21 protein-coding genes are annotated in these 20,575 nt (G+C 41.6%); 6 read left to right on the top strand and 15 right to left on the bottom strand.

Annotation, left to right across the window (positions count from 1 at the left end; translation table 11 throughout):
• Positions 1–5 precede the first annotated feature (5 nt).
• Genes ACO06Y_RS22020 through ACO06Y_RS22005 form a run of 4 tightly spaced genes read right to left on the bottom strand, consistent with a single transcriptional unit; the run spans position 6 to position 3,862 of the window.
• Positions 6–1,778 (bottom strand): T9SS type B sorting domain-containing protein, encoded by a 1,773-nt coding sequence (locus ACO06Y_RS22020; RefSeq protein WP_422081216.1) that lies wholly within the window; start codon positions 1,776–1,778, stop codon positions 6–8.
• 14 nt (positions 1,779–1,792) lie between these two features.
• Complete coding sequence (locus ACO06Y_RS22015; RefSeq protein ID WP_422081215.1) at positions 1,793–2,092, bottom strand: hypothetical protein; 300 nt, start codon at positions 2,090–2,092, stop codon at positions 1,793–1,795.
• 26 nt (positions 2,093–2,118) lie between these two features.
• Positions 2,119–2,952 carry an ABC transporter permease gene (locus ACO06Y_RS22010; protein ID WP_422081214.1) on the bottom strand — a complete coding sequence of 278 codons (834 nt, stop codon included), beginning with the start codon at positions 2,950–2,952 and terminating at the stop codon, positions 2,119–2,121.
• 7 nt (positions 2,953–2,959) lie between these two features.
• Positions 2,960–3,862, bottom strand: coding sequence for an ABC transporter ATP-binding protein (locus ACO06Y_RS22005; protein WP_422081213.1), 903 nt, complete (start codon positions 3,860–3,862; stop codon positions 2,960–2,962).
• Positions 3,863–3,955: 93 nt separating this feature from the next.
• Here ACO06Y_RS22005 and ACO06Y_RS22000 point away from each other — a divergent pair, with 93 nt between their 5' ends.
• On the top strand, positions 3,956–5,041 hold the full coding sequence (locus tag ACO06Y_RS22000) for a hypothetical protein (protein ID WP_422081212.1): 1,086 nt from the start codon (positions 3,956–3,958) through the stop codon (positions 5,039–5,041).
• Between the two features lie 167 nt (positions 5,042–5,208).
• Here the strand turns inward: ACO06Y_RS22000 and ACO06Y_RS21995 are convergent, their stop codons facing one another.
• The 7 genes from ACO06Y_RS21995 to ACO06Y_RS21965 form a co-directional block, all read right to left on the bottom strand.
• Complete coding sequence (locus ACO06Y_RS21995; protein WP_422081211.1) at positions 5,209–6,267, bottom strand: nucleoid-associated protein; 1,059 nt, start codon at positions 6,265–6,267, stop codon at positions 5,209–5,211.
• Positions 6,268–6,349: 82 nt separating this feature from the next.
• Positions 6,350–6,844, bottom strand: coding sequence for an IS1096 element passenger TnpR family protein (locus tag ACO06Y_RS21990; protein ID WP_422081210.1), 495 nt, complete (start codon positions 6,842–6,844; stop codon positions 6,350–6,352).
• 28 nt (positions 6,845–6,872) lie between these two features.
• A complete protein-coding gene (locus ACO06Y_RS21985; RefSeq protein ID WP_422081209.1) occupies positions 6,873–7,904 on the bottom strand; it encodes a COX15/CtaA family protein in 1,032 nt (343 codons plus the stop codon).
• Positions 7,905–7,984: 80 nt separating this feature from the next.
• Positions 7,985–9,412, bottom strand: coding sequence for a CCA tRNA nucleotidyltransferase (locus ACO06Y_RS21980; protein WP_422081208.1), 1,428 nt, complete (start codon positions 9,410–9,412; stop codon positions 7,985–7,987).
• Between the two features lie 131 nt (positions 9,413–9,543).
• Complete coding sequence (locus tag ACO06Y_RS21975; RefSeq protein WP_422081207.1) at positions 9,544–10,416, bottom strand: N-acetylneuraminate synthase family protein; 873 nt, start codon at positions 10,414–10,416, stop codon at positions 9,544–9,546.
• Positions 10,406–11,575 (bottom strand): HAD-IIIA family hydrolase, encoded by a 1,170-nt coding sequence (locus ACO06Y_RS21970; RefSeq protein ID WP_422081206.1) that lies wholly within the window; start codon positions 11,573–11,575, stop codon positions 10,406–10,408. The genes ACO06Y_RS21975 and ACO06Y_RS21970 overlap by 11 nt, the downstream gene beginning before the upstream one ends.
• 8 nt (positions 11,576–11,583) lie before the next feature.
• Positions 11,584–12,663, bottom strand: a complete 1,080-nt coding sequence (locus tag ACO06Y_RS21965) for a glycosyltransferase family 52 (protein ID WP_422081205.1) — start codon at positions 12,661–12,663, stop codon at positions 11,584–11,586.
• An 18-nt stretch (positions 12,664–12,681) separates the two neighbouring features.
• Between ACO06Y_RS21965 and ACO06Y_RS21960 the strand changes: the two genes are divergently transcribed.
• On the top strand, positions 12,682–13,518 hold the full coding sequence (locus ACO06Y_RS21960) for a glycosyltransferase family 2 protein (protein ID WP_422081204.1): 837 nt from the start codon (positions 12,682–12,684) through the stop codon (positions 13,516–13,518).
• On the opposite strand, the gene ACO06Y_RS21955 is transcribed toward ACO06Y_RS21960, so the two are convergent.
• Both ACO06Y_RS21955 and ACO06Y_RS21950 read right to left on the bottom strand, forming a co-directional pair.
• Positions 13,500–14,294: a glycosyltransferase family 2 protein gene (locus ACO06Y_RS21955; protein WP_422081203.1), complete on the bottom strand. Its 795-nt coding sequence runs from the start codon at positions 14,292–14,294 to the stop codon at positions 13,500–13,502. The genes ACO06Y_RS21960 and ACO06Y_RS21955 overlap by 19 nt on opposite strands.
• A 102-nt stretch (positions 14,295–14,396) precedes the next feature.
• On the bottom strand, positions 14,397–15,212 hold the full coding sequence (locus tag ACO06Y_RS21950) for a 2,3,4,5-tetrahydropyridine-2,6-dicarboxylate N-succinyltransferase (protein ID WP_422081202.1): 816 nt from the start codon (positions 15,210–15,212) through the stop codon (positions 14,397–14,399).
• A 103-nt stretch (positions 15,213–15,315) separates the two neighbouring features.
• On the opposite strand from ACO06Y_RS21950, the gene ruvX reads away from it, so the two are divergent.
• From ruvX to ACO06Y_RS21935, 3 genes are all read left to right on the top strand, one after another.
• A complete protein-coding gene (gene ruvX, locus ACO06Y_RS21945) occupies positions 15,316–15,729 on the top strand; it encodes a Holliday junction resolvase RuvX (RefSeq protein WP_422081201.1) in 414 nt (137 codons plus the stop codon).
• On the top strand, positions 15,726–16,316 hold the full coding sequence (gene def / locus ACO06Y_RS21940) for a peptide deformylase (RefSeq protein ID WP_422081200.1): 591 nt from the start codon (positions 15,726–15,728) through the stop codon (positions 16,314–16,316). Before ruvX ends, def begins: the two co-directional genes overlap by 4 nt.
• Positions 16,317–16,494: 178 nt before the next feature.
• On the top strand, positions 16,495–16,914 hold the full coding sequence (locus ACO06Y_RS21935; RefSeq protein WP_422081199.1) for a DUF5606 domain-containing protein: 420 nt from the start codon (positions 16,495–16,497) through the stop codon (positions 16,912–16,914).
• A 138-nt stretch (positions 16,915–17,052) separates the two neighbouring features.
• On the opposite strand, the gene ACO06Y_RS21930 is transcribed toward ACO06Y_RS21935, so the two are convergent.
• A complete protein-coding gene (locus ACO06Y_RS21930; RefSeq protein WP_422081198.1) occupies positions 17,053–18,669 on the bottom strand; it encodes a family 20 glycosylhydrolase in 1,617 nt (538 codons plus the stop codon).
• Positions 18,670–18,731: 62 nt separating this feature from the next.
• Positions 18,732–19,382 carry a GDSL-type esterase/lipase family protein gene (locus ACO06Y_RS21925; RefSeq protein ID WP_422081197.1) on the bottom strand — a complete coding sequence of 217 codons (651 nt, stop codon included), beginning with the start codon at positions 19,380–19,382 and terminating at the stop codon, positions 18,732–18,734.
• 193 nt (positions 19,383–19,575) lie between these two features.
• Here ACO06Y_RS21925 and ACO06Y_RS21920 point away from each other — a divergent pair, with 193 nt between their 5' ends.
• Positions 19,576–20,535: an RraA family protein gene (locus ACO06Y_RS21920; protein ID WP_422081196.1), complete on the top strand. Its 960-nt coding sequence runs from the start codon at positions 19,576–19,578 to the stop codon at positions 20,533–20,535.
• The last annotated feature ends 40 nt before the right edge of the window (positions 20,536–20,575 follow it).

Here is a 20,575-nt window from a genome sequence, read left to right as displayed (position 1 = left end):
AAAGTTTATCGTTTCAGCGAAAAATGCCCTTTTATTTCTTGGTTGTTACTTGATTTGGCCTTAAACCAATAGTCCGATGATGGAAGTGGTACCCCATCAAGGTTCCCATCCCATCCCTGGGATTTAGGGTCTATTCGGGTCAGTAAGGCTCCCAAGCGATTAAAAATATATATAGTTTGCAAATTGACTTCTTCCAGATCGATTACAGGGTCATACTGCCAAAAATCATTAATGCCATCCCCGTTGGGCGTAAAGAATTTTGGAAAATCATCAGGGCTAAGGCCATTGCTAGAGCTGCGTTCGGCGAGACCACATCCATTCTTGTCACGTACAAAAATAGTATAGACACCTAGGGGAAGGTTCTCAAAAATATTACTATCCTGAAAGGGGCCATTGGAGGCCAATGCAAATTCATAGTCGCCAATGCCCCTAGCTTGGACTACAATACGCAATCCATTTGCCAGTTCCATGACATCAATATCGGATATATCGGGAATCTCGGAGGAAATTACCCTAAATTCTTTTGAACTTGAACATTCAAAAACGGTTCCCGGTTGGGAAACCGTATTAAAAATTTCATAACGGTAGCTGCCTTCTTCGGAAAAGCGTACTTCGGATGTTTGCGAAATCAGTGTTTCCGTATCGTCCGTGTTCAGCCTAAACCAGCGATAGCCATCGGCCTGGTCATTCGACATAACTCTTGCAGGACCATCATTCAGACAGAGGGAAACGACATCCGGGAAATCTATTTGTGGACTAAAGGAGATGAGTTCCCCACTTGCGGAATCGATAAACGGATCGCAGCCCAAAATCGTGGAAAATGACTCTTGAACGCACCCCACGGCGTCACCTCCGTCATTGAACGGAACTATGGTAACAAAAAATGTTCTTCTGGGCAAGAAGTCCAAAAGTTCAGCCGTATTACCGCTGAAAACACCCTTATCCAAAATATCATTGGATGTGGGAGAGGTTCCTATTGAAACGCGATAACCTTCTGCACCCGGTACTTCCTCCCATTCCAAAGTGGAGGCGAGAGGAACGTTGATAGTGCCATCAACAGGATTGGTAAGCATGGTGCAATTGGGTATTTCCGATACGGAGCCTGTTGTAAAGCTATAGTCCGGGCATGGATCCGGAGCCGCACCGTTTTCATTGAACGGTATTATTCTCACAAAGATTTCCGTATCAAAAGGTAGATTACTGGGAGGGTCAAAATTCACGAAAGTCATAATGGTTTCATCAAGAATGTCATTTCCGCCAGGAGTTGTGCCCAGGATAAGCCTATATCCCGTGGAACGGGGGGCGTAGTTCCAGGTTAGTTGTGTGCCGATATCAACATCCGTTGCTCCATCCATGGGAAATTCCAAGGTAGTGCAGGCTGGTGTGGTAACCACATTTTCAGTACTGAAGGCCCCGACATTGCAGATAACATCCGCCGCATCAAACAGGAAAAGGGTAATGGTCACATAAATCACAGTGTTTTCCGGAAGTCCAAAGGGAGGCTGATAGGTCGTATCTATGCCCACTCCGGCGCGATTTAGAATATCGTCTCCACCAGGTGTTGTGCCGATACTGATCAAGTAACTGGTAATTCCATTTACTGGATTCCAAGAGATACTGATATCCACGGGCACATTAACATCCCCATCCATAGGCGCCGTCAAAGTTGGGCATACCAACTGTCCGTAAATGCCGCTACCGGCATATAGAAAACAAACAGTATAGAGGGCTTTTTTGAGCACTTTAACCATCCGACCTCCATTAGTTCCCGTCTTCACAGTAGTTTTTCCATTTATCTTTTTAGGGCAAAATGGCCCTTAAATTCCTTCCTATCTTCCATAATGGAATGTGTCCGGTCGTATACCGTAATACGGTCCATATAGAAGAGCAAATTTCCAAAACTATCCGAAATGGTGGCGCACCCCTCAAAAGTTTCAAGCATACCAGTGGTCAATGGAGAAACGGTTCCATCATCATTGAACAAGATGCCTGCACCATTCCCAAAATACCAAGAGGAAGTTTCGCCTTGCCCAAAAATGAAGACAGGAAATATTATCCCTAACCACGGAAGGAGTGTAATAGTCTTATTCATAGCGTTTCCCGAAACACTACAAGATACTACAAATCACGCTTTTTTAATAATGCATAGGATAAATAGATGAAAATCGCCGTCCAGCAGAGCACGATAAGAATTTCGTATGCATGTACCTGATAATCCAAATTGATTGTCTCTCCTACCTGATCCGCCACTGTTTGCACGGCTTCCAATCTGGTAACAGGCTCCTTGATAAGATTAAACATGGCTTGTAAAGGGAAAAAACCCATGACCATTTCCGTAGTATCCGCATCGAATAGCTTCCATCGTATAAGACCCCTTGTAATACCTTCCAAAATTTGCCAAAGGATTAAAAACCCAAGGGCAAATGCGGAACGTTTGACCAAGATTCCCAGAAATAGGCAGAAAGAGAAGAACCCGACCAATTTCACGAAAAAGGCAAGTACAAACTCAAGATCGGAAAATATGATGGGCAATTCATCATAATCGGAATAAATAAGCCCCAATATCAACGACACGATAAATACAAATACGGTGGAAATCAAAGCGAAAGAGAGTACCGTTAAAAACTTTGAAAGTATAAATTCCTTTTTGGACAGTCCATCGATCAAATTTTGTTTTATGGTCTTGTTGCTGTATTCATTGGCCATCATGGAAACAATGACAATGGCCAGAAATAGTTTGAAAAAAGCCGTTACAAAGGTGTTGAAGTGCCATATATAGGGGAAATTAAAAATTCCAATTTCCGCCAAATGGAACTTTATGGGCCCAATATCAAATTTAATGGCGGCCACAAGGGCAATTGATGTAAGTAGGATAAAGTATGAAAGGATCAAAACTCTACTGGCCCTATTGTTCCAAAGCTTTATAAATTCTATTTGAAGTAATCGAATCATAACTGTTCTAGTTGGCTTGGGATTTGGTAAGGGTAAGGAATTGCTCTTCAAGACTCTCTTTTCGTTTCACCAAGTGGGAGAGCACAATTCCTTTTTCAAACAGAAATCTGTTCAATACTTCTGCGTTCATTTCTTCTTTAAGAAACGCCGTGAGTAGGCCGTTATCCACTTTGATCTGTCCAAAACTGCCATTATCCTCCAAAATGGATTTCAATTTATCCAAATCACCGGATTTGAGCTCAAAGAAACCATGGCTCGCTAACATTCCGTCAACACGACCGGAATAGAGTTTTTCGCCCTTTCTAAGGATAACCACATGACTGCACACTTTTTCCACTTCGTCCAGCAAATGCGATGCCAGCAAAATGGTAGTGCCCTCGGATGCAATTTTTTTGATAATCTCCCTGATTTGATGGATGCCTTGGGGATCCAGACCATTTGTGGGTTCGTCCAAGATTAGGATTTCGGGATCGTTAAGAAGGGCGGAGGCGATCGCCAAACGTTGTTTCATCCCAAGGGAATAGGTTCGGAACTTACTGTTTTTTCGTTCCAACAAGCCTACAAGCTCCAATTTATCCTCGATTTTTGCGTCGGATACTTCCTTGATTTTGCAGACAAGCTTAAGGTTTTGTACGGCGGTCATATAGGGATAAAAATTGGGCCGTTCGATAATGGCCCCTACTTTTTTAAGTGCCTCATGGGTGGAGGTATTTCCGTCAAACCAAGAGAAGTCCCCACTTGTACGGTTTACTACGTTCAGGACTATGCCCAGGGTTGTGGATTTGCCACTTCCATTGGGCCCCAGAATACCATATACATTGCCTTTTTCAATGGAAAATGATAGGTCTTTTACGGCGGTCAGATAGCCGAATTTCTTGGTAAGCTTGTTTACGGTAAGTATCTTTTCCAAATTTAAAGGCCTTTTGGGATGGTTTATGTTAACTTGACGAGGAAAGCTTAACTTTGTTACGATCAGGGGCCTCTAAAACATAAAAAATATAATATGGAGGATGAAAAGCTAATGTCCAGAAAGAAACCGGCCTACCCCGTTAGCGAAAAGCTGGATACGTATTTGGGGGAATACAATCGAAAAATAGAAATTCCCATATTTTATGAGGATTTGCTGCGTTTTGCAGGCTCGGTAGCAGTTTATGATGCCGACGGCGAGGATACCTTATGGGTACGGGTGTACTACTCGGATTCCGATAGGGAAGAGATAGACCTGAGCCTAAAAATGGTGTATTCCATATTGCATTCGGACGGTAGTGATCGAATTTTCCAATACCTCAATGTTGATGCGGTGGATTACTGCACTTTTGGGAATTCAAAGCCCTTTCGCATCAAAGTGCGGAATATCCTAAATGACAACTTCACTTATTTCTATGTAAAGAAGACAGATGCTTCCCGGATCTATGGACTGGAACTGGAACATATGCTTTCTCCCTATCATCTTAACTTTTTGGTCCATGAGGATACCTTAATAGAGGAACATATAGCGGGAATTCCCGGCGATGTATTTATCAAGGACATGTTACCCAATTGTACCGAATCGGAGAAATCCCAATTGGCCAAGGAATTTGTGAAGTTCAATGAGCGCTGTATGATACGGTTGTTGGGAGATATGCGATCGTACAACTACGTTATAATGCCGGTGCATGATTTTGACCATGTGGTGTACAAGATTAGGGCCATAGATTTTGACCAACAATCGTTTGAAGGCAAATTGAAAGTATACCGCCCCCAGTTCTTCAAGGAAAACTTTACAATGGTGGAAATGGTTCAAAAAAAGTTATTGCAGGATTCCGTGGATCAGTATAAAATCGAGGAGCGGTCCATTGTGGCCAAGCGTATCCTTAGCTCTGGAGATCGCTTAAAAAAACTTAGAAATGCCTGCAAAACAGATGTTATAAGCGTAAAGGAAAATGTAGATCTCTTAAAGGAACAAATCTATGAGCTTGTGCTTGATAAGGATTTTAGGCAATGTAACACCATGGGAGAGATATTGGATCTAGCCTTGAATTTTGTAAAGCGCAATTATGAAAATGTGAGTATGAGACAGATTATCGAGAAAAAGTTCGATGTTCAATAATCAATAATCAATAATCAATAATCAATAACCAATAATCAGTGGTCAGAGGTTGATCGTTGTAGGTTAACCTTACATTCAGTTGAAGAGAATATCAAAATTCATGTACGGGTGGTGATGGAACTAAGGCAAGATAACTGCCCCTACCGAATACTATGACCACATAGCGATTAACTCTTCTGTTCTTTATTGAAATATACCAGATAGTAGTACATTTGTCGTTCTTCGTCCCATCCTTTTTCCACAAATTTTTCGGCAGATTCCGGATTGATGAAATCCAGTTTTATTTGGATATGGGTATCTAGATTAATGACGTTCTTTATCTTTTTTCGTACATCGGAAACCGCTTTGTTGGCAATATCAAAATTGGAAACATCCTCAATGCTATATTTTGGGCCTTTTTCTACCTTATAGTGTTTAAATTCTGGAATGAGTTCAGGGTTTTCCATGACTTCGTTTAGAAAGTTGGATTCCTCAAAGGCATCGTTTTTTGCAAAGTGGTTAACGGCCTTGTTCATAAAAAGGACCTCCTGTTGTTTATCCTCGGCCGGCAAGACAACATCCTTTGCGAAATTCTGGCAAAATTTCAAATAGTTTTTGGTATAAAAGTTTTCATCGGTCAATACATCAACGCCCAAAAAGTTTTCCAGCCAATATTTGGTATCATACCGATTACTATCAACGGACAGGACTTTGTACCCTTCTTCTTTGTTTACATTGAAGACGAGGCAACCTTTGTCCAATTTGTTAACATTGATTCCCTGCTGAATAATAATATCAAGATTACCGCCCTTTTCCTTGAACTGTAAAAAATCGTGTTTCAGTTCACTTTTGAAAATACCAATGGCGTCCATTTTGACATTGTCCAGCAAAATACCCGTTAGATAGGCCACATAGACCTCTCCACTCTTGATATGGGGATGATTGGACTGCTCAAAAAGATGGGTGGCGATTTTCCTGGAATTCAAATGGATACTGTCCCGATCATTAAAAACTTCGGTAACAATTTTAAAAAGCTCATTGAATTCAATATCGACCTCATGGGACAACCTGAAGTAATTTTCCTCCTTTTCCCGAAACGGCTTAAAAAAATACTCCTTTAAAAGACCAGTGGTCTCATCGTTTAAAATAAAAGGTTCCTCGGATAAAAAGATGCCCTCGTTCTTATTTTTATTGCCGACTCTGTGCAGCGATATACTTTCAATTTGGGCGGGATACAAATTTAGCATTGTTCGGATGATGGTTTTGGTTAATGTTCAAGGGTTAAAATGTCTGAAAAGTCGACGCAGAAAAAGTATTCGATTCAAAGCATCAATTCCAATTCTCATCAAAATCCAGATCCTCATAATTTTCAAAAGTGTCCTCAAAATCAAATTTAGGATCGGACCTGAAGTTTTTTTCAGGAGGGTTTTCGGGAAGCTCTCCAAAACTGAATAATAGGTTGGGGTACGATCGCCCATCCTCTTTTTTGACAATATCGGCCAATTCTACAAAAAAGGTCCACATATTGAGGAAATCATAGACATAGATAAGCTTTGGAGTTTTTTCAGTGAGGATGTCCTCCAGAAAAGTTTCGTTCATGAGGCGAACATCCGAGCCGTTTTCGGTCATATCAAAAAGGGCGATTTCCTCATCTTGGTTCCAATTGTCGTCGCAAGTGTAAAAAGAGGCCATTTCACTACCCAAAAAACCGAAGGACTGGGTAATTGCATTGTGAAAATCCTCCAAGGTATTTTCGGCACTGATTTCCAAATCCCTGAAAATATCTTCTTCGGCATCCAGGATTATCCTGATTTTATAAATCATCTGCTCTCACTTTTGGGTGAAGGCAAAGTTACAAAGATTTCGGACTTCTTTTAAAAGTATAGGTTTCCAGGACCAAATAAAACTGGACTCCAAAAAGCAAGGATGCCAGCACCAGATGCAGAGGTTGGCTGGCAAATGGGAAATCCCAATAGTACATGGCCATTCCGGTAATAACCTCGGCCAACAGGATTAATAGGACCCAATTGATTCTGAAAAGGTTCAAGTTTAGTTTATAGATACGATATGCCAAATACAAATTGATCAATACAACTACTATGGAAAACGATCGGTGTATGTAGAACTGAAGGGAAGGATCCTGCAACCATAAGTGTGGGTTTTGACCGACCAAATCGATTTGCCCATCCACAAACTGTCGTACCTGGGTGCCCAATACAACCTGTACAATAGTAATCAAAAGAGCGGAAATCAAAAAGGTAAATGTGGTACGGTCATGTATGGATGGTGGTATTTCTTGCTTTGATAAATAGATCACATACAATATCAAGGCCACAATAATCAATGCCATGACCATGTGAAGCGTAATTTTCACAGGTTCCAATACGGAGTATACCACAGTGGCACCCAACCATGCCTGAAATCCCATGCCAAATACTACGAGCCAGGAAAAAACAGTAACCCACTTCTTTTTTTTCCAGTATTTTAAAGAGAAGATGGCGAGAATCAATGTGGCCAAACCCGCTAAAGCCCCAAAAAGCCTATTGACAAACTCTATCCAAGTATGCCATGGATTAAAAACGGCATAATCATGTTTGGTGTAAACCGTCCAGTTTTTGTCCTTGAAAACGGAGGAGGTCACAAAATCCATTTCCGCCACTAAAAGGGCTTCGTTGCGAATAATTACCTGCCCTTTTTTGTATTCCTTTTCCGCTTTCCACTGCAGTTCGGATTCTTGGGTAGGTGGTATGTAATATCCAAAACATTTGGGCCAGTCAGGGCAACCCATACCACTGCCCGTCATTCGTACTACAGCTCCTGCTATGATTACAAGGTATACTAAAACCAAGGAGACCTTGGCAATTTTTCTAAAACTTTTATGCATGGAAAGAGATATCCCGTTCTGTACGTTGCAAAATTACATCAGTATGAAGAATCAGAACCACGTTTTACGGATTTTCTACCTTAGATTTTGGCTTTTAAGCCCATCTCATTTCCCTTTTGAAGCATATAGTTTTGCGCGGCGCTATATTCATTGGGAATAACACCCTCCAAAATGGCCTCCTTGATGGCTTCTTTTAGGATACCGATTTCCCTGGAAGGTTTTAGACCAAAGGTCCTCATGATTTCCTCTCCGCTAATGGGAGGTTGAAAATTGCGAATATGGTCACGTTCCTCTACTTCCACTATTTTTTGACGTACCAGTTTAAAATTGCTTTTGTATTTCCGTTGCTTTCTTGGATTTTTGGTCGTTATATCCGCTTCACATAGGGTCATCAAGTCTTCCACATGATCACCTGCGTCGAAAACGAGCCGGCGAACCGCGGAATCTGTTACAAAATCCTCAGAAAGTATAATGGGCCTGGAACTCATCCGCACCATTTTTTGTACGAATTTCATTTTTTCGTTCAAGGGCATATGGAGCCGCTTAAAAAGGGTGTAGACCATTTTGGAGCCCACAAATTCATGGCCATGGAAGGTCCAGCCGATTCTTTTGTGGAATTTTTTTGTGGGTGCTTTTCCGATGTCGTGTAAAAGGGCGGCCCATCGCAACCAAAGATTTTCCGTGGTCTTCGCTATGTTGTCCACCACTTCCAAGGTATGCCAGAAATTATCCTTATGGCGTTGCCCCTCAACTTCCTCTATACCTTCCAGAGCTTTGAGTTCCGGAAGGATATACTTGAGAAGACCTGTTGTATGCAATAAGGCAAAACCTACCGAAGGCTTTGTGCTTCCCAAAATTTTATGGAGCTCGTCCACAATGCGTTCCTTGGAGATAATCTTTATACGTTGTTTATTCTCGGTAATGGCCCTGAGGGAGTCGCCATGAATCGTGAATCCCAATTGTGTGGCAAACCGGATGGCCCGCATCATACGTAAGGGATCATCCGAATAGGTAATGCCCGGCTCCAACGGGGTGCGAATCAGTTTTCTTTTAAGGTCGCCCAAGCCATCGAATGGATCTAGTAAAACCCCATAGTTTTTTTTGTTCAAGGACAGTGCCAAGGCATTAATGGTAAAATCCCTACGTTTTTGGTCCTCTTCCAGGGTACCGTCCTCCACTACCGGTTTCCGACTGTCCCTATGATAGCTTTCCTTTCGCGCCCCTACAAACTCCAATTCCTGGCCCTCATGGTTTATCATAGCGGTACCAAAATTCTTAAAAACGGAAACTTTAGGGTTGCCGGGTAGGTGGGAAGCTACCCTTTTTGCAAGTTCTATTCCACTGCCCACTGCTACTATATCAATATCCTTGGGAATTTCGTTTCCCATTAAATAATCCCGTACAAAGCCACCAATGACATAGGTGTTTATGTTGAGATCCTGCGCGCTACGGGCGATTATCCCAAATACAGGGTCTATGAGTGCCTTTATATGGTTTTGTGATTGCATTTTAGTAGTATTTCCCCAAGCTTTGCATGGAATAAAAAGGAATCAAAAGAAATTGTTCGTACAGTAGGCAAGGTGCAATGAAATTTTGGTTTAAATCAGCAATAAAGACTTCATTGCCCAACCGAAAAAACCTATGATTTTTGATATTTTAGTTTGTCCCGCTGTACCTTCTCAATATCCAGGATATCCTTTTCTTTATAGGTCAATGCCTTATGGGTAGCCCTTAGATCACGGCACAATTTCCGTAATCCCATGGGTTCCAAGGATGCGGCATGATCGGTACCTTTCCATGTCCGGTCCAGGGTAAAATGCCGTTCAATGATATGGGCACCCAAAGTAAAGGCCGCCACGTCCACGGCGATACCCAAATGATGGCCGGAAAATCCTATACTTTTTACGGTTTTTCCATACTTGTCCCGAAGTTTCAAAATATCCAATAAACAGATATCCTCAAACGGGACCGGATAACCTGAGGTGCAATTATAAACCACCAAATCCTTGGCCCTACCATGTTCATCAAAAAAAAGAACAAGGTCTTCAATTTCATCCTTTGTGGTCATTCCCGTGGAGATGTGGATTTCTCCAAGGTAATGATCACATAGCCAGCCCAACATTCCAAAATTGTTGTTACAGGCCGATGGAATCTTGATAAAATCCGGTTCCAAACTTGCCATTTCCTTGGCAGAGGTGGTTTCCCAGACCGAGGTGGAGTACGTAATGCCTACTTCTTCACAGTAGTTCTTAAGCTCTCGATGTTGGTCAACATCAAATTCCAAAAATTCCCGGTGAGCGCCATAGGTCTCACCATACGAATTTATTGGGTTTGGATGCGGTGCATTGTATTGTTCCTGGGTAAGAAGCTCTCGATTGTTCCTTTTTTGAAACTTTACCGCATTGGCATTGCCAAAAATCTTGGCCATGTTTATGAGTTCCTTGGCAATTTTCATATCGCCTTTGTGGTTACAGCCAATTTCAGCTATGATATAGGGCTCTTTATAAGTCATTAAATCTTAGATTATAATTGATGATAAATTCGGAAGCTTCCCGAATAGCACCTTCGGCCGATCTGTTCTTCAAAACTATGTCCGCATGGAATTGAATGGGTCTGGTAGCATTGGAAGGGCAAAGGGACCAACCCGCCCTTAGCATATTGCTAAGGTCGTTTACGTCATCGCCGATATAGGCAATTTCCTTAGGAGAAATGTTCCGTTCGGTGCAGATATCCTCCAAACAGGAATATTTGTCCTTTATCCCGAGAAAGACATCCTCTATTTTTAACTTTTTCATGCGCTGTGCCACAACTTCGGAATTCTCGGATGTCATTACCATGACCTTTACACCATGCTGTCTCAATATTTCGAGGCCCATTCCGTCCCGCATATCGAAAACTTTGGAGAATTCCCCTTCGTTAGTGAAGGTTACCCGGCCATCCGTAAATACCCCATCCACGTCCAAAATCAAATAATTTATGCGCTGCGCGGATTTGTTTTGCTTAAAGTGGGAAATCAACAGTTGCTCCACAACCTGCCAATCGGTTTCCGAATCGATTTCTACCAGTGTATCCTCCGACATTTCAATAATGCCGATTTTCCCACTTAACCGATTTTTGGAAGCCAACAAGGCATTTTTGGTAGTGCAATACACAGCTCCGTTCTCTATGAGCAGACCTTCAAAGTCCTGCCGGCGTGGACGATTGTTAAAGTCATAGTTCTGTGGTTTTCCATCCTTTGACCAGGTAAACCTATGCGTATTTACCACACTTAAAACGGCATCCAGTCCTTCTTTTTGCAATTTTTCCAATCCCCGGTTAATGTCGGTTCTTTGGGTCAAGGGCGATGTGGCTTGCAGCAAACAGAAAACATCAAAATCCGCTTCTGCTTTTTCACAAAACTCCAACATGGCCGCTTCGGTAGAAGCAGTGTCCGAGGCATTTTCCGGGGAACGCTCCAGGCACTTTACCTTGGTGGACCAATCGAAATGGGTATTCACATAATCAATAATCTCGGTATCATCCGTAAAAATGAAGACCTCATCCAAATTGGAAAAAATGGCCTCGGTCAACACCCAGGTAAACAAGGGTCTACCCAGCAATTTTTTCTTATTCTTACCTGGAATACCTTTGGAGTTTTTTCTGAGGGGAATGAATCCTATAGATTTCGACATATTTTAAGTTATTGGTCAACCACCATGTTTTCTATTAAATTTCGGGTAGCCTTAACGGTAAATTTATCCAAATAATCCTTACCCAGAAAAAACCGTTCCTTTACAATTTCCAAATTGGAGAGTGCCGTGGAGAAAAGCGTATATCCTTGTTCAAAATAAAATCCTTCCCTTAGGCCCAAAATTTCAATAGGAAACAGTGCCGGAAGTATAACAATATCAGTGAAATGTTCTTCGTATTTCGTTGTTTCCCTGGGATGCACTTTTAGGACAACGTTCATATTTTTGGGTACTTTGGAGATGACATCCGAATAGATTTTTATTTTTTCCGACTCATTTTTAATGACCTTGTCCTCGGAAATAGGCTGACTAAGTATCAAAGCGTTGTTTTGCCCCTCTATTTTAAACGTATCCTTGGGAAGAAAAACTTCAAAGATTTCATTTTTCGTGGTTTCATCCAGTTTCACCGTTTCTTTTTTGATATTAAGTTCCACGGCCTTTTTTTGTAAAGGTTGAGGCAACTTATTGGGAAATTGGGCAAAGATAGTCTTCACTTCCTTATCGAAACCTCCACCAACCGGAGTCTTTGTTAGATACTGCTTTATCAACTGCTCAAAAAAACTATGTCTTTGACTATAGGTTCGTGCACCGTCCTCGATCATTTTAATATCCTTTTTTCCAAATAGATATAAAAAGTAGCTTTTGGAAGAATCCGTATCACATAGGTAAAGATCCGATGCTTCAATAAATTCTTTTTCCTTTTTTAAAACGGGATGTTTCCCTTCCAAATAAGGAGGTAGTCTTTTCTTTCTGCGAAAGGAGTAATCAAATTTGCCCAAATCCGCTACGTGATCCTTGCGCTCCGAAATAATATGTACATCCCGGAAAAACCGTTTTTTCAGATTTGGTATCAGGGTCTCTATCATTGGTGTACTCTCTACCAAGAACAAAAGATTATTTCCGTAATTGTTCTTGCGATATCCCGAATCTCGGATGATATGTAATATCGAAAGGTAAATGTGGTAAATGGTGGATCCCACGTAGGTGCGGAAAACAGAATTTTTTGGATTTATATTGGAGATGGAACTCAAAAAACTACATTTGTAAAGTTGGACAAATTTAAGGAAAATAGCTTGAGCACGGTCAGTGTAATCATAAGTACCTATAACAAACCGGAATGGCTCCAAAAGGTGTTATGGGGGTTTCAATGCCAGACCTACAAGGATTTTGAGGTCATTATCGCCGATGATGGTTCCGGATCGGAAACCAAGGAACTCATAGCCCAAATGGACGAAAAGGTAAGCTACCCGATACATCACGTATGGCAGGAGGATGATGGGTTTCAAAAATGTAGGATTCTGAACAAGGCCATCCAGGCCACTAGTGCCGAATATATCATCATGACGGATGGGGATTGTATTCCCCGTGAGGATTTTGTACAGGTCCACTATATCAACAAGGAACCCGGGTATTTTATTTCCGGGGGATATTATATGTTGCCGATGAACATCTCAAAAGCCATTACTTTGAAGGATATTGAAATGCAGAATTGTTTTAATATCCAATGGCTAAAGGAAAAAGGTATCCCCAAGACTTTCAAGAACAACAAATTAACCGCAAGAGGGTTCATATCTACCTTGTTCAACACATTTACACCGACCAATGCCAGTTGGAACGGCCATAATTCCTCAGGATGGAAGAAAGACATTCTTAACGTAAATGGGTTTGACGAACGCATGCAGTATGGAGGTGAAGATCGTGAATTTGGCGAACGTCTTTTTAATTTTGGCGTACGATCAAAGCAATTACGCTATAGCGCGGTCTGTGTTCATCTAGATCATGAGCGTGGATATAGAACACCGGAGGCTATTGCCAAAAATCAGGTAATCCGTAAGGAAGTAAGACAGAAAAAAAGTGTGTGGACCTATTACGGCATTACCAGGTAGTATGCCAGTTCGTTCTTTTTCTCCAATTTTTTAAGCTCGCGATATCTTTCCAAATCGCTTAAGGCATTCAAGTAGCAAATGGTAATCCCATTTTTGCCATCCAATATTCCCAAACGAAGAAAATAGTGGTTAAAAAATTTCCATAACGGCTTAAAAATCAATGATAAAAAATTGAATCTCCGCTCCCTGTAAAAATCTTCCTTAGCCTTTAAGCGTCCATATTTCAACATTTTAGCTTTGTAATCCTCATAGCTCTTGTAGCAATAATGTGTCAATTTTTGCTTAAGGATACCTGACGTGCCATCCACTACCAAGGTCTCATGAACTATTTTTTTATCGGAAAATCGAGCTTTGCTTTTTCGAAATAACCTGTAGTTTTTATCCGTCTGCCATCCACTGAAATGCAAAGGACTGTCCTGGAACATGAATTTTCTATAGAACCAATATGCGGCATGACTTTTATCGCCGTCTACCGTATCAATTATCTCCAATTTCAGTTCTTCGGAAACAACCTCGTCCGCATCCAAAAACAATACCCAATCATAGGAAGCTTGCTTTAACGCAAAAGATTTTTGAAGTGTAAAATTAGAGAAGGGATGTTGAATGACCTTTACTTTTGGATGATTCTGTAAGAACTCGTAGGTACCATCAGTACTATAAGAATCTACGACTACAATCTCATCGGCAAAGGAAATGGACTCAATGCATTTTTCAATATAGCCTATCTCATTATAGGCAATAATAAGTGCGGATATTTTTTCGGGGGGGGTTTTCATAACAATTTTGTTAAGCAGGTATAATCAATTCTATAAACAAATCTATAACTAAAAAAAATAGAAAATAGTATATTACTCCATAAATTTCCTACAAATATCCTTCTACACGGCTACATCATACTCCCGGAGCGCATCATTAAGGGAAGTTTTTTTATTTGTACTTTCCTTTCTTGTACCTATGATAAGCGCACAGGGTACTTGATAATCTCCCGCGTTAAATTTCTTTGTGTAGCTCCCTGGTATAACAACTGAACGTGCGGGAACCCTACCTTTGGTTTCCACGGGTATATCCCCAGTAACATCAATTATTTTAGTGGAAGCCGTAAGGACTACATTGGCCCCCAAAACGGCCTCTTTTTCCACACGAACTCCTTCGACTACAATACATCTTGAACCGATGAACGCATTGTCCTCAATAATGACAGGAGCTGCTTGTAGAGGTTCCAAAACACCTCCAATACCAACACCTCCACTTAAATGCACGTTTTTCCCTATTTGGGCACAACTACCGACCGTGGCCCAAGTATCTACCATGGTACCTTCATCCACATACGCCCCGATATTCACATAACTGGGCATTAGGATGGTTCCCGGGGAGATATAGGCACCATGTCTGGCTACGGCATGGGGCACTACCCGTATACCTTTTTCTTGGTATCCCCGTTTTAATGGGATTTTATCGTGGTATTCAAAGATGCCCGCTTCCAAGACCTCCATTTTTTGTATCGGAAAATAGAGCACTACCCCCTTTTTTACCCACTCATTAATTTGCCATCCCTTATTTGTAGGTTCGGCGCAACGCAGTTTTCCTTCATCTATATGATCTATAAGTTTGCGGATGGCATCTTGGGTATTGGAATCCTTTAGAAGTTCCCGATTGTCCCATGCATTTTCGATAATTTGTCTCAGTTCGGTCATTTGTTGAGTAAAATTTTATCAAATATACAGGTCATCGTTCAATTCGTACATCTTGAAATGCCGTTATTATATATTATGGATTATTTTTGCCAAAAATTTAGGATTGGGACGATTTTTGGCATTGGATTATGGGAAAAAGAGAACGGGCATTGCGGTCACCGACGAATTGAAGTTGATCGCTTCGGGGTTGACTACAGTACCCACGCATGAATTGCTTACTTTTATTACGGATTATCTGAAAAACGAAACAGTGGATCAAATCATTGTAGGGGAACCCAAACAAATGGATAATACACCTTCCGAGACAGAAGCACTTATAACACCTTTCCTGAAGCAGTTATCCCTGAAATTTCCTGATATACCTATAGATCGCCAAGATGAACGTTTTACCTCCAAAATGGCCTTTCGCACCATGATTGATTCAGGACTAAAGAAAAAACAGCGCAGGAACAAGGCTTTGGTGGACGAGATAAGTGCAACCCTAATCCTACAGGACTATTTAAAAAGAAATCGATGACATTACCCATAGTGGCCTACGGCGACCCTGTATTGCGCAAGGTGGGCAAGGAAATAAACGAAGAATATCCCCAATTGGATGAGTTATTGACCAATATGTGGGAGACCATGTACAATGCCAAGGGTGTCGGGTTGGCCGCACCACAAATAGGACTGCCCATCCGTCTATTTTTGGTGGACACTTCCCCTTTTGCGGATGATGAAGAACTTTCGGAAGAGGAACGAAAAAAGTTGAGCGGTTTCAAAAAGGCTTTTATTAATGCCAAAATGGAAAAGGAAACGGGTGAGGAATGGACCTTTAATGAGGGTTGCCTTAGTATTCCCGATATCCGTGAGGATGTAAAGCGGATGGATACCATTACCGTTTCTTATCTGGACGAAAATTTTAAGGAACATACAGAAACCTATGATGGACTTTTGGCCCGAGTGATTCAGCACGAATACGATCATATTCAGGGGATACTGTTTACGGATAAGCTTTCGCCCTTGAAAAAACGATTGCTAAAGGGAAGGTTGAACAATATCTCCAAAGGGAAGATAGAGGTGGATTACCGCATGCGTTTTCCCAATCTTAAGAAGGGACGTTAAATTTAGAACTTCTTTTACCAAAAGACATTTTTTGTTTAGCTTGCCTAATAAATCCGGATTCCCATTTAATATAGTGAAAGGCAAATCGGGAAAAGGAACGTATTGTTAAAAAAAATCCTTATTTAATTCCCAGGTCAAGCGAAAAATACCATATTTGCGGCTTTAAATTTTTGAATACATGAGTTTGGACAAAATTCTTTCTATTGGTGGCAAACCCGGTCTTTATAGACTGCTGACCCAGACCCGAACCGGTTTTGTGGCCGAATCCCTTTTGGATAAAAAAAGAGTATCTGTGGGTGCGCACAACAACGTCAGTGTACTTTCGGAAATAGCTATCTATACCTTGGAAGAAGAATTACCGTTACGGGAAGTTTTCCAAAAGATACAGATAAAGGAAAAAGGGGGAAAAACATCCGTTGCCCACAAGGCTGAGAAAATTGTCTTGGAGGAATACTTCTTTGAAGTATTGCCCAATTATGATGAGGATAGGGTATATGCCAGTGATATTAAAAAAGTAATCCAGTGGTATAACCTCCTGCATGATAATGGCATTACCGATTTTTCCGATGATGAGGAAGACTCCTCTGAAGAAGAGTAACAACTAAAAATAAAAAATAAAAGCCTCGCAATTTGCCGAGGCTTTTTTTATTTATTGGTTGGAACGCTAATAATTTTACAAAAATGGCTTACATAGGACAAATAAGGATTTTCCCATGATGACCTTTTCTCCGATTTTTTAGTCCTTCTCTATCTCCTCATAGGTGTATTTGCTCTTTTTCCAATCGATTAAGGGTGAGGGATAATACTTTACGTTCATGCGATCTAAGAAGGGGGCTTGGTTGGCCAAACGTACTTTGTAGTCCTCCCAATCGCGGTTTTCCTCCGTGCTCCAGCTCAGTTCCGAATAACCAAGGATCCGGGGAAAGGCCAGATATTCCAATTCGTCGATAGTACTGATAGTCTCCGACCATAACGGAGCCTCTACACCCAAAATGTTTTCTTTGGGAATACCGCCATAGGTATCCGGATTCCAGATATAGGCCGTATCTACAGGGATATAGGCCGCCCAATGGAGTCCATGTTTGGAAAGTGTATCGTATTGCATATCCAGATAGGCCTTCTTGGCGGGGGATACAATGAGTTGCATCCCTCTTTCAACCGCTTTTTTGGCATTTTCCTCACTGGCCCACCATTGTGCTATGGAGGTGGAATCGATATCTGCGGTGGCCACCTCGTCCCAGCCTATCATCCGCTTGCCGTGTTTTTGTACGATTTTTTCCACCCTTTCCACAAAATAGATATAATCCTTTTTCTTGGTCACGTGGCTTTCATCACCTCCGATATGAAAATAGGGCCCAGGCGTAATCGCCGAAATCTCTCGTACCACATCATCGATAAAGGTATATACGGTATCCTTTCGGGTATCAAATGTGCTAAAGCCTACATGCGTACCTTCATAGAGTTTGGGTGTTTTTCCGTTGCCATTTAAAAAAGGGTAGGAAACGGATGCCGCATTGGTATGCCCGGGCATGTCCACTTCGGGTATTACGGTCATATAACGTTCAGCGGCGTAGTCCACAATTTCTTTGTAGTCCTCTTGGGTGAAAAACCCCCCCGCCTCACCGCCAACTTCGGTACTTCCGCCGATTTCTGTGAGCTTGGGCCATGATTTTATTTCAATGCGCCAACCCTGGTCATCCGTTAGGTGAAGGTGCAACACATTGATCTTGTAGTAGGAAAGCAGGTCTATATATTTCTTTACATCCTCAACACTAAAGAAATGTCGGGCCACATCCAACATGGAACCTCTATAAGCAAAGTTGGGACTGTCCATAATCTTGCCCGAAGGAACGGGCCATATACGCTGTTCGGCCAAGGTATCGTTGCTGGCCTCGGGAATAATTTGGCGTAATGTCTGTATCCCTCGGAATGCCCCTTCCGCCGTATTGGAATTCAGGATTACCGTATCTTGGGTAATGTACAGTTCGTAAGCCTCGGGAGATTCCATCTCCAGACTATCCGATCGGTTGATATAAATGACCCGTTGTGTGCCTTCAGGGGCTTCCTTATTGACCGGTATTTCCAGATCTATTTTGGATTTGATCTTATCGGCCAAAAATTGCCCTATTTTTTCATAATCGGACTCGTTTTGGGAAGTAAAGATAGCCGTATAGCGATCCAAAGCGAAGGCCGAATGGGTCGGAACTATTTTTAAGGGTTTCGGCATAAAACTCTCCTTGGCCAGATCGGTAGGTGGAAAATTAATGGGTTTCCTTTTTTCTTCCTGACAGGCCAGAATATGAATAAGGACAAACAGAAACGAAAAGCCTTTGATTAAGGTCGATTTAAGCATTTTTAAAAATTTAAGGTTGATATGTTGATCGATGTATTATAGCGCGTCATAAAATTTCAAATTTAATCCATATACGCCTTTATTACGTTATGCCATAGCTCATATCCCTGGGCATTCATATGAAGTCCGTCCTTGATGAAAATATCGGTCTTTACCTTTCTTCCGTTTAACATGGGTGTCCAGACATCCGCAAATTCCAAGTGGTCGTCTTTTTTGCTCAATCTGTTGAACTTACGGTTCAACCTTTTGTATTTCCGTTTTAGGTTCCATCGGGCAATACTTGGTTTTGCCGATATGAGTACAATTTGCGTAGTACTGTCTTTTTTTTTGATTTTATCGATGATTTCCTTGGAAGTGTCAATAATTGCATTGGGCCTTTTATGGGCTGAAATATCATTGTCCCCCTCATAAATAAAGACCTTTGATGGATTATACTTTAAAACGAGTTCATCCACATGAATCAATAGATCGGAGGCCTGTGAGCCGCCAAAACCGGAGTTGATAATTTGATGCTGTGGAAAACGCTGCTCCAAGTCTTTCCAAATCCGTATACTGGAACTGCCAGTAAAAACAACGGTTGGTTTGGAAGGATCCCAAAGGGAATCGTATTTTTTGGTGATGGCCTCCACTTCGTCCTTAAAACGGGAAGAATCCTGTGAATGACCTATAGCGTAGGTTAACAAAGCAAGTAGGATAATGCGATATTTCACCATGCAAAAAAAATTAAGGGCGTAAGTTAGTTTTTATTTGGGATTGTCCAAAAGTTTTAGGGTACCATCATTCTGAAACGTAATGAAAATACATGAAGGATTAAAAACATTCCAATCACCGTAATCTGTCGATGGACTTTAGGCAGAATTAAAGTGGTTTTCTTAACTTGTTTAAGAACCTGATAAATCGACAAAAATGACCACCAACCTTCTTACTTTTCGCAAATACTTCCCATTCTCGTTTCTATTGATTTCACTAATGGCCCCTGCCCAGCAAATCTCAAAAGAGGAGCTCATTTTTTTAACGCCCGAATGGAAAGGTGAGCGTTTGGCGGATGGACGACCTTATGTCTCCGATGAAATCTTGGAACGCATGAAAAAGGTGACCCTCGAAGAGGCCTGGGCCGTACTCAAGGGCCAAAATTTTAAATATCAGTATGAAGAAAATTGGCAGACGATCAATCCAGATAGTGTTTTGGTGGGAAGGGCCGTCACGGCGGTATTTGTACCAGGTAGACCGGATATACATCGCGTAATCGATGAAAAGGGGCATACCCAAGATGGCCGCATAAAATCGCAAAATGCCTGGACCATAGATTTGTTGATCAAGGGGGATGTTTATGTGGTAGATCAATTTGGGGCACATTTGGACGGTCCTACCATCGGCGATAATTTAGGTAACTCTATCTACGCCAAGACGGGAAACGGAATCGTTTACAATGGGGCAATACGGGATATAGACGGTTTAAAGGAACTGGAATCCTTCACCTCATTTTTTCGGACTTACCATCCGTCCCATCACCTGAATAATCCGGATGGGGAACTCAATACTACCTTGATCGGGATCAACACACCCACGCGCATAGGAATGGCAACCGTAATGCCCGGGGATGTAGTTCTTGGGCGTGATGGCGGGGTTATGTTCATTCCTCCGCACTTGGCGGAAAAGGTGGTAAAGACTTCCGAAGTTGTACGACTTCGGGATATGTTCGGACACCAAAGGTTGCGCGAACAGAAATATACCCCAGGGCAAATCGATTCCCGCTGGTCCGATGAAATAGAGAAGGATTTTTCGCAATGGCTCAATGCCCATATCGATGAATTACCTGTGCCCAAGGCACAAATACAGGAATTACTCAAGACGCGAACATGGTAAATTGAATATGAAGACTAACCTTCCAAAATAATCGTAAAAT

The sequence above is a fragment of the Ulvibacterium sp. genome (genome assembly GCF_965228935.1).
Taxonomy (GTDB): Bacteria; Bacteroidota; Bacteroidia; order Flavobacteriales; family Flavobacteriaceae; genus Ulvibacterium.
Note: the sequence above shows the minus strand (reverse complement) of the source record. Positions and strands in the feature narration are given on the sequence as shown.

Coding starts and splice junctions, on each gene's coding strand:
- ACO06Y_RS22015 (WP_422081215.1), bottom strand. CDS start 2,092: ATGAATAAGACTATTACACTCCTTCCGTGGTTAGGGATAATATTTCCT.
- ACO06Y_RS22010 (WP_422081214.1), bottom strand. CDS start 2,952: ATGATTCGATTACTTCAAATAGAATTTATAAAGCTTTGGAACAATAGG.
- ACO06Y_RS22000 (WP_422081212.1), top strand. CDS start 3,956: ATGGAGGATGAAAAGCTAATGTCCAGAAAGAAACCGGCCTACCCCGTT.
- ACO06Y_RS21995 (WP_422081211.1), bottom strand. CDS start 6,267: ATGCTAAATTTGTATCCCGCCCAAATTGAAAGTATATCGCTGCACAGA.
- ACO06Y_RS21990 (WP_422081210.1), bottom strand. CDS start 6,844: ATGATTTATAAAATCAGGATAATCCTGGATGCCGAAGAAGATATTTTC.
- ACO06Y_RS21985 (WP_422081209.1), bottom strand. CDS start 7,904: ATGCATAAAAGTTTTAGAAAAATTGCCAAGGTCTCCTTGGTTTTAGTA.
- ACO06Y_RS21980 (WP_422081208.1), bottom strand. CDS start 9,412: ATGCAATCACAAAACCATATAAAGGCACTCATAGACCCTGTATTTGGG.
- ACO06Y_RS21975 (WP_422081207.1), bottom strand. CDS start 10,416: ATGACTTATAAAGAGCCCTATATCATAGCTGAAATTGGCTGTAACCAC.
- ACO06Y_RS21970 (WP_422081206.1), bottom strand. CDS start 11,575: ATGTCGAAATCTATAGGATTCATTCCCCTCAGAAAAAACTCCAAAGGT.
- ACO06Y_RS21955 (WP_422081203.1), bottom strand. CDS start 14,294: ATGAAAACCCCCCCCGAAAAAATATCCGCACTTATTATTGCCTATAAT.
- ACO06Y_RS21950 (WP_422081202.1), bottom strand. CDS start 15,212: ATGACCGAACTGAGACAAATTATCGAAAATGCATGGGACAATCGGGAA.
- def (WP_422081200.1), top strand. CDS start 15,726: ATGACATTACCCATAGTGGCCTACGGCGACCCTGTATTGCGCAAGGTG.
- ACO06Y_RS21935 (WP_422081199.1), top strand. CDS start 16,495: ATGAGTTTGGACAAAATTCTTTCTATTGGTGGCAAACCCGGTCTTTAT.
- ACO06Y_RS21930 (WP_422081198.1), bottom strand. CDS start 18,669: ATGCTTAAATCGACCTTAATCAAAGGCTTTTCGTTTCTGTTTGTCCTT.
- ACO06Y_RS21925 (WP_422081197.1), bottom strand. CDS start 19,382: ATGGTGAAATATCGCATTATCCTACTTGCTTTGTTAACCTACGCTATA.
- ACO06Y_RS21920 (WP_422081196.1), top strand. CDS start 19,576: ATGACCACCAACCTTCTTACTTTTCGCAAATACTTCCCATTCTCGTTT.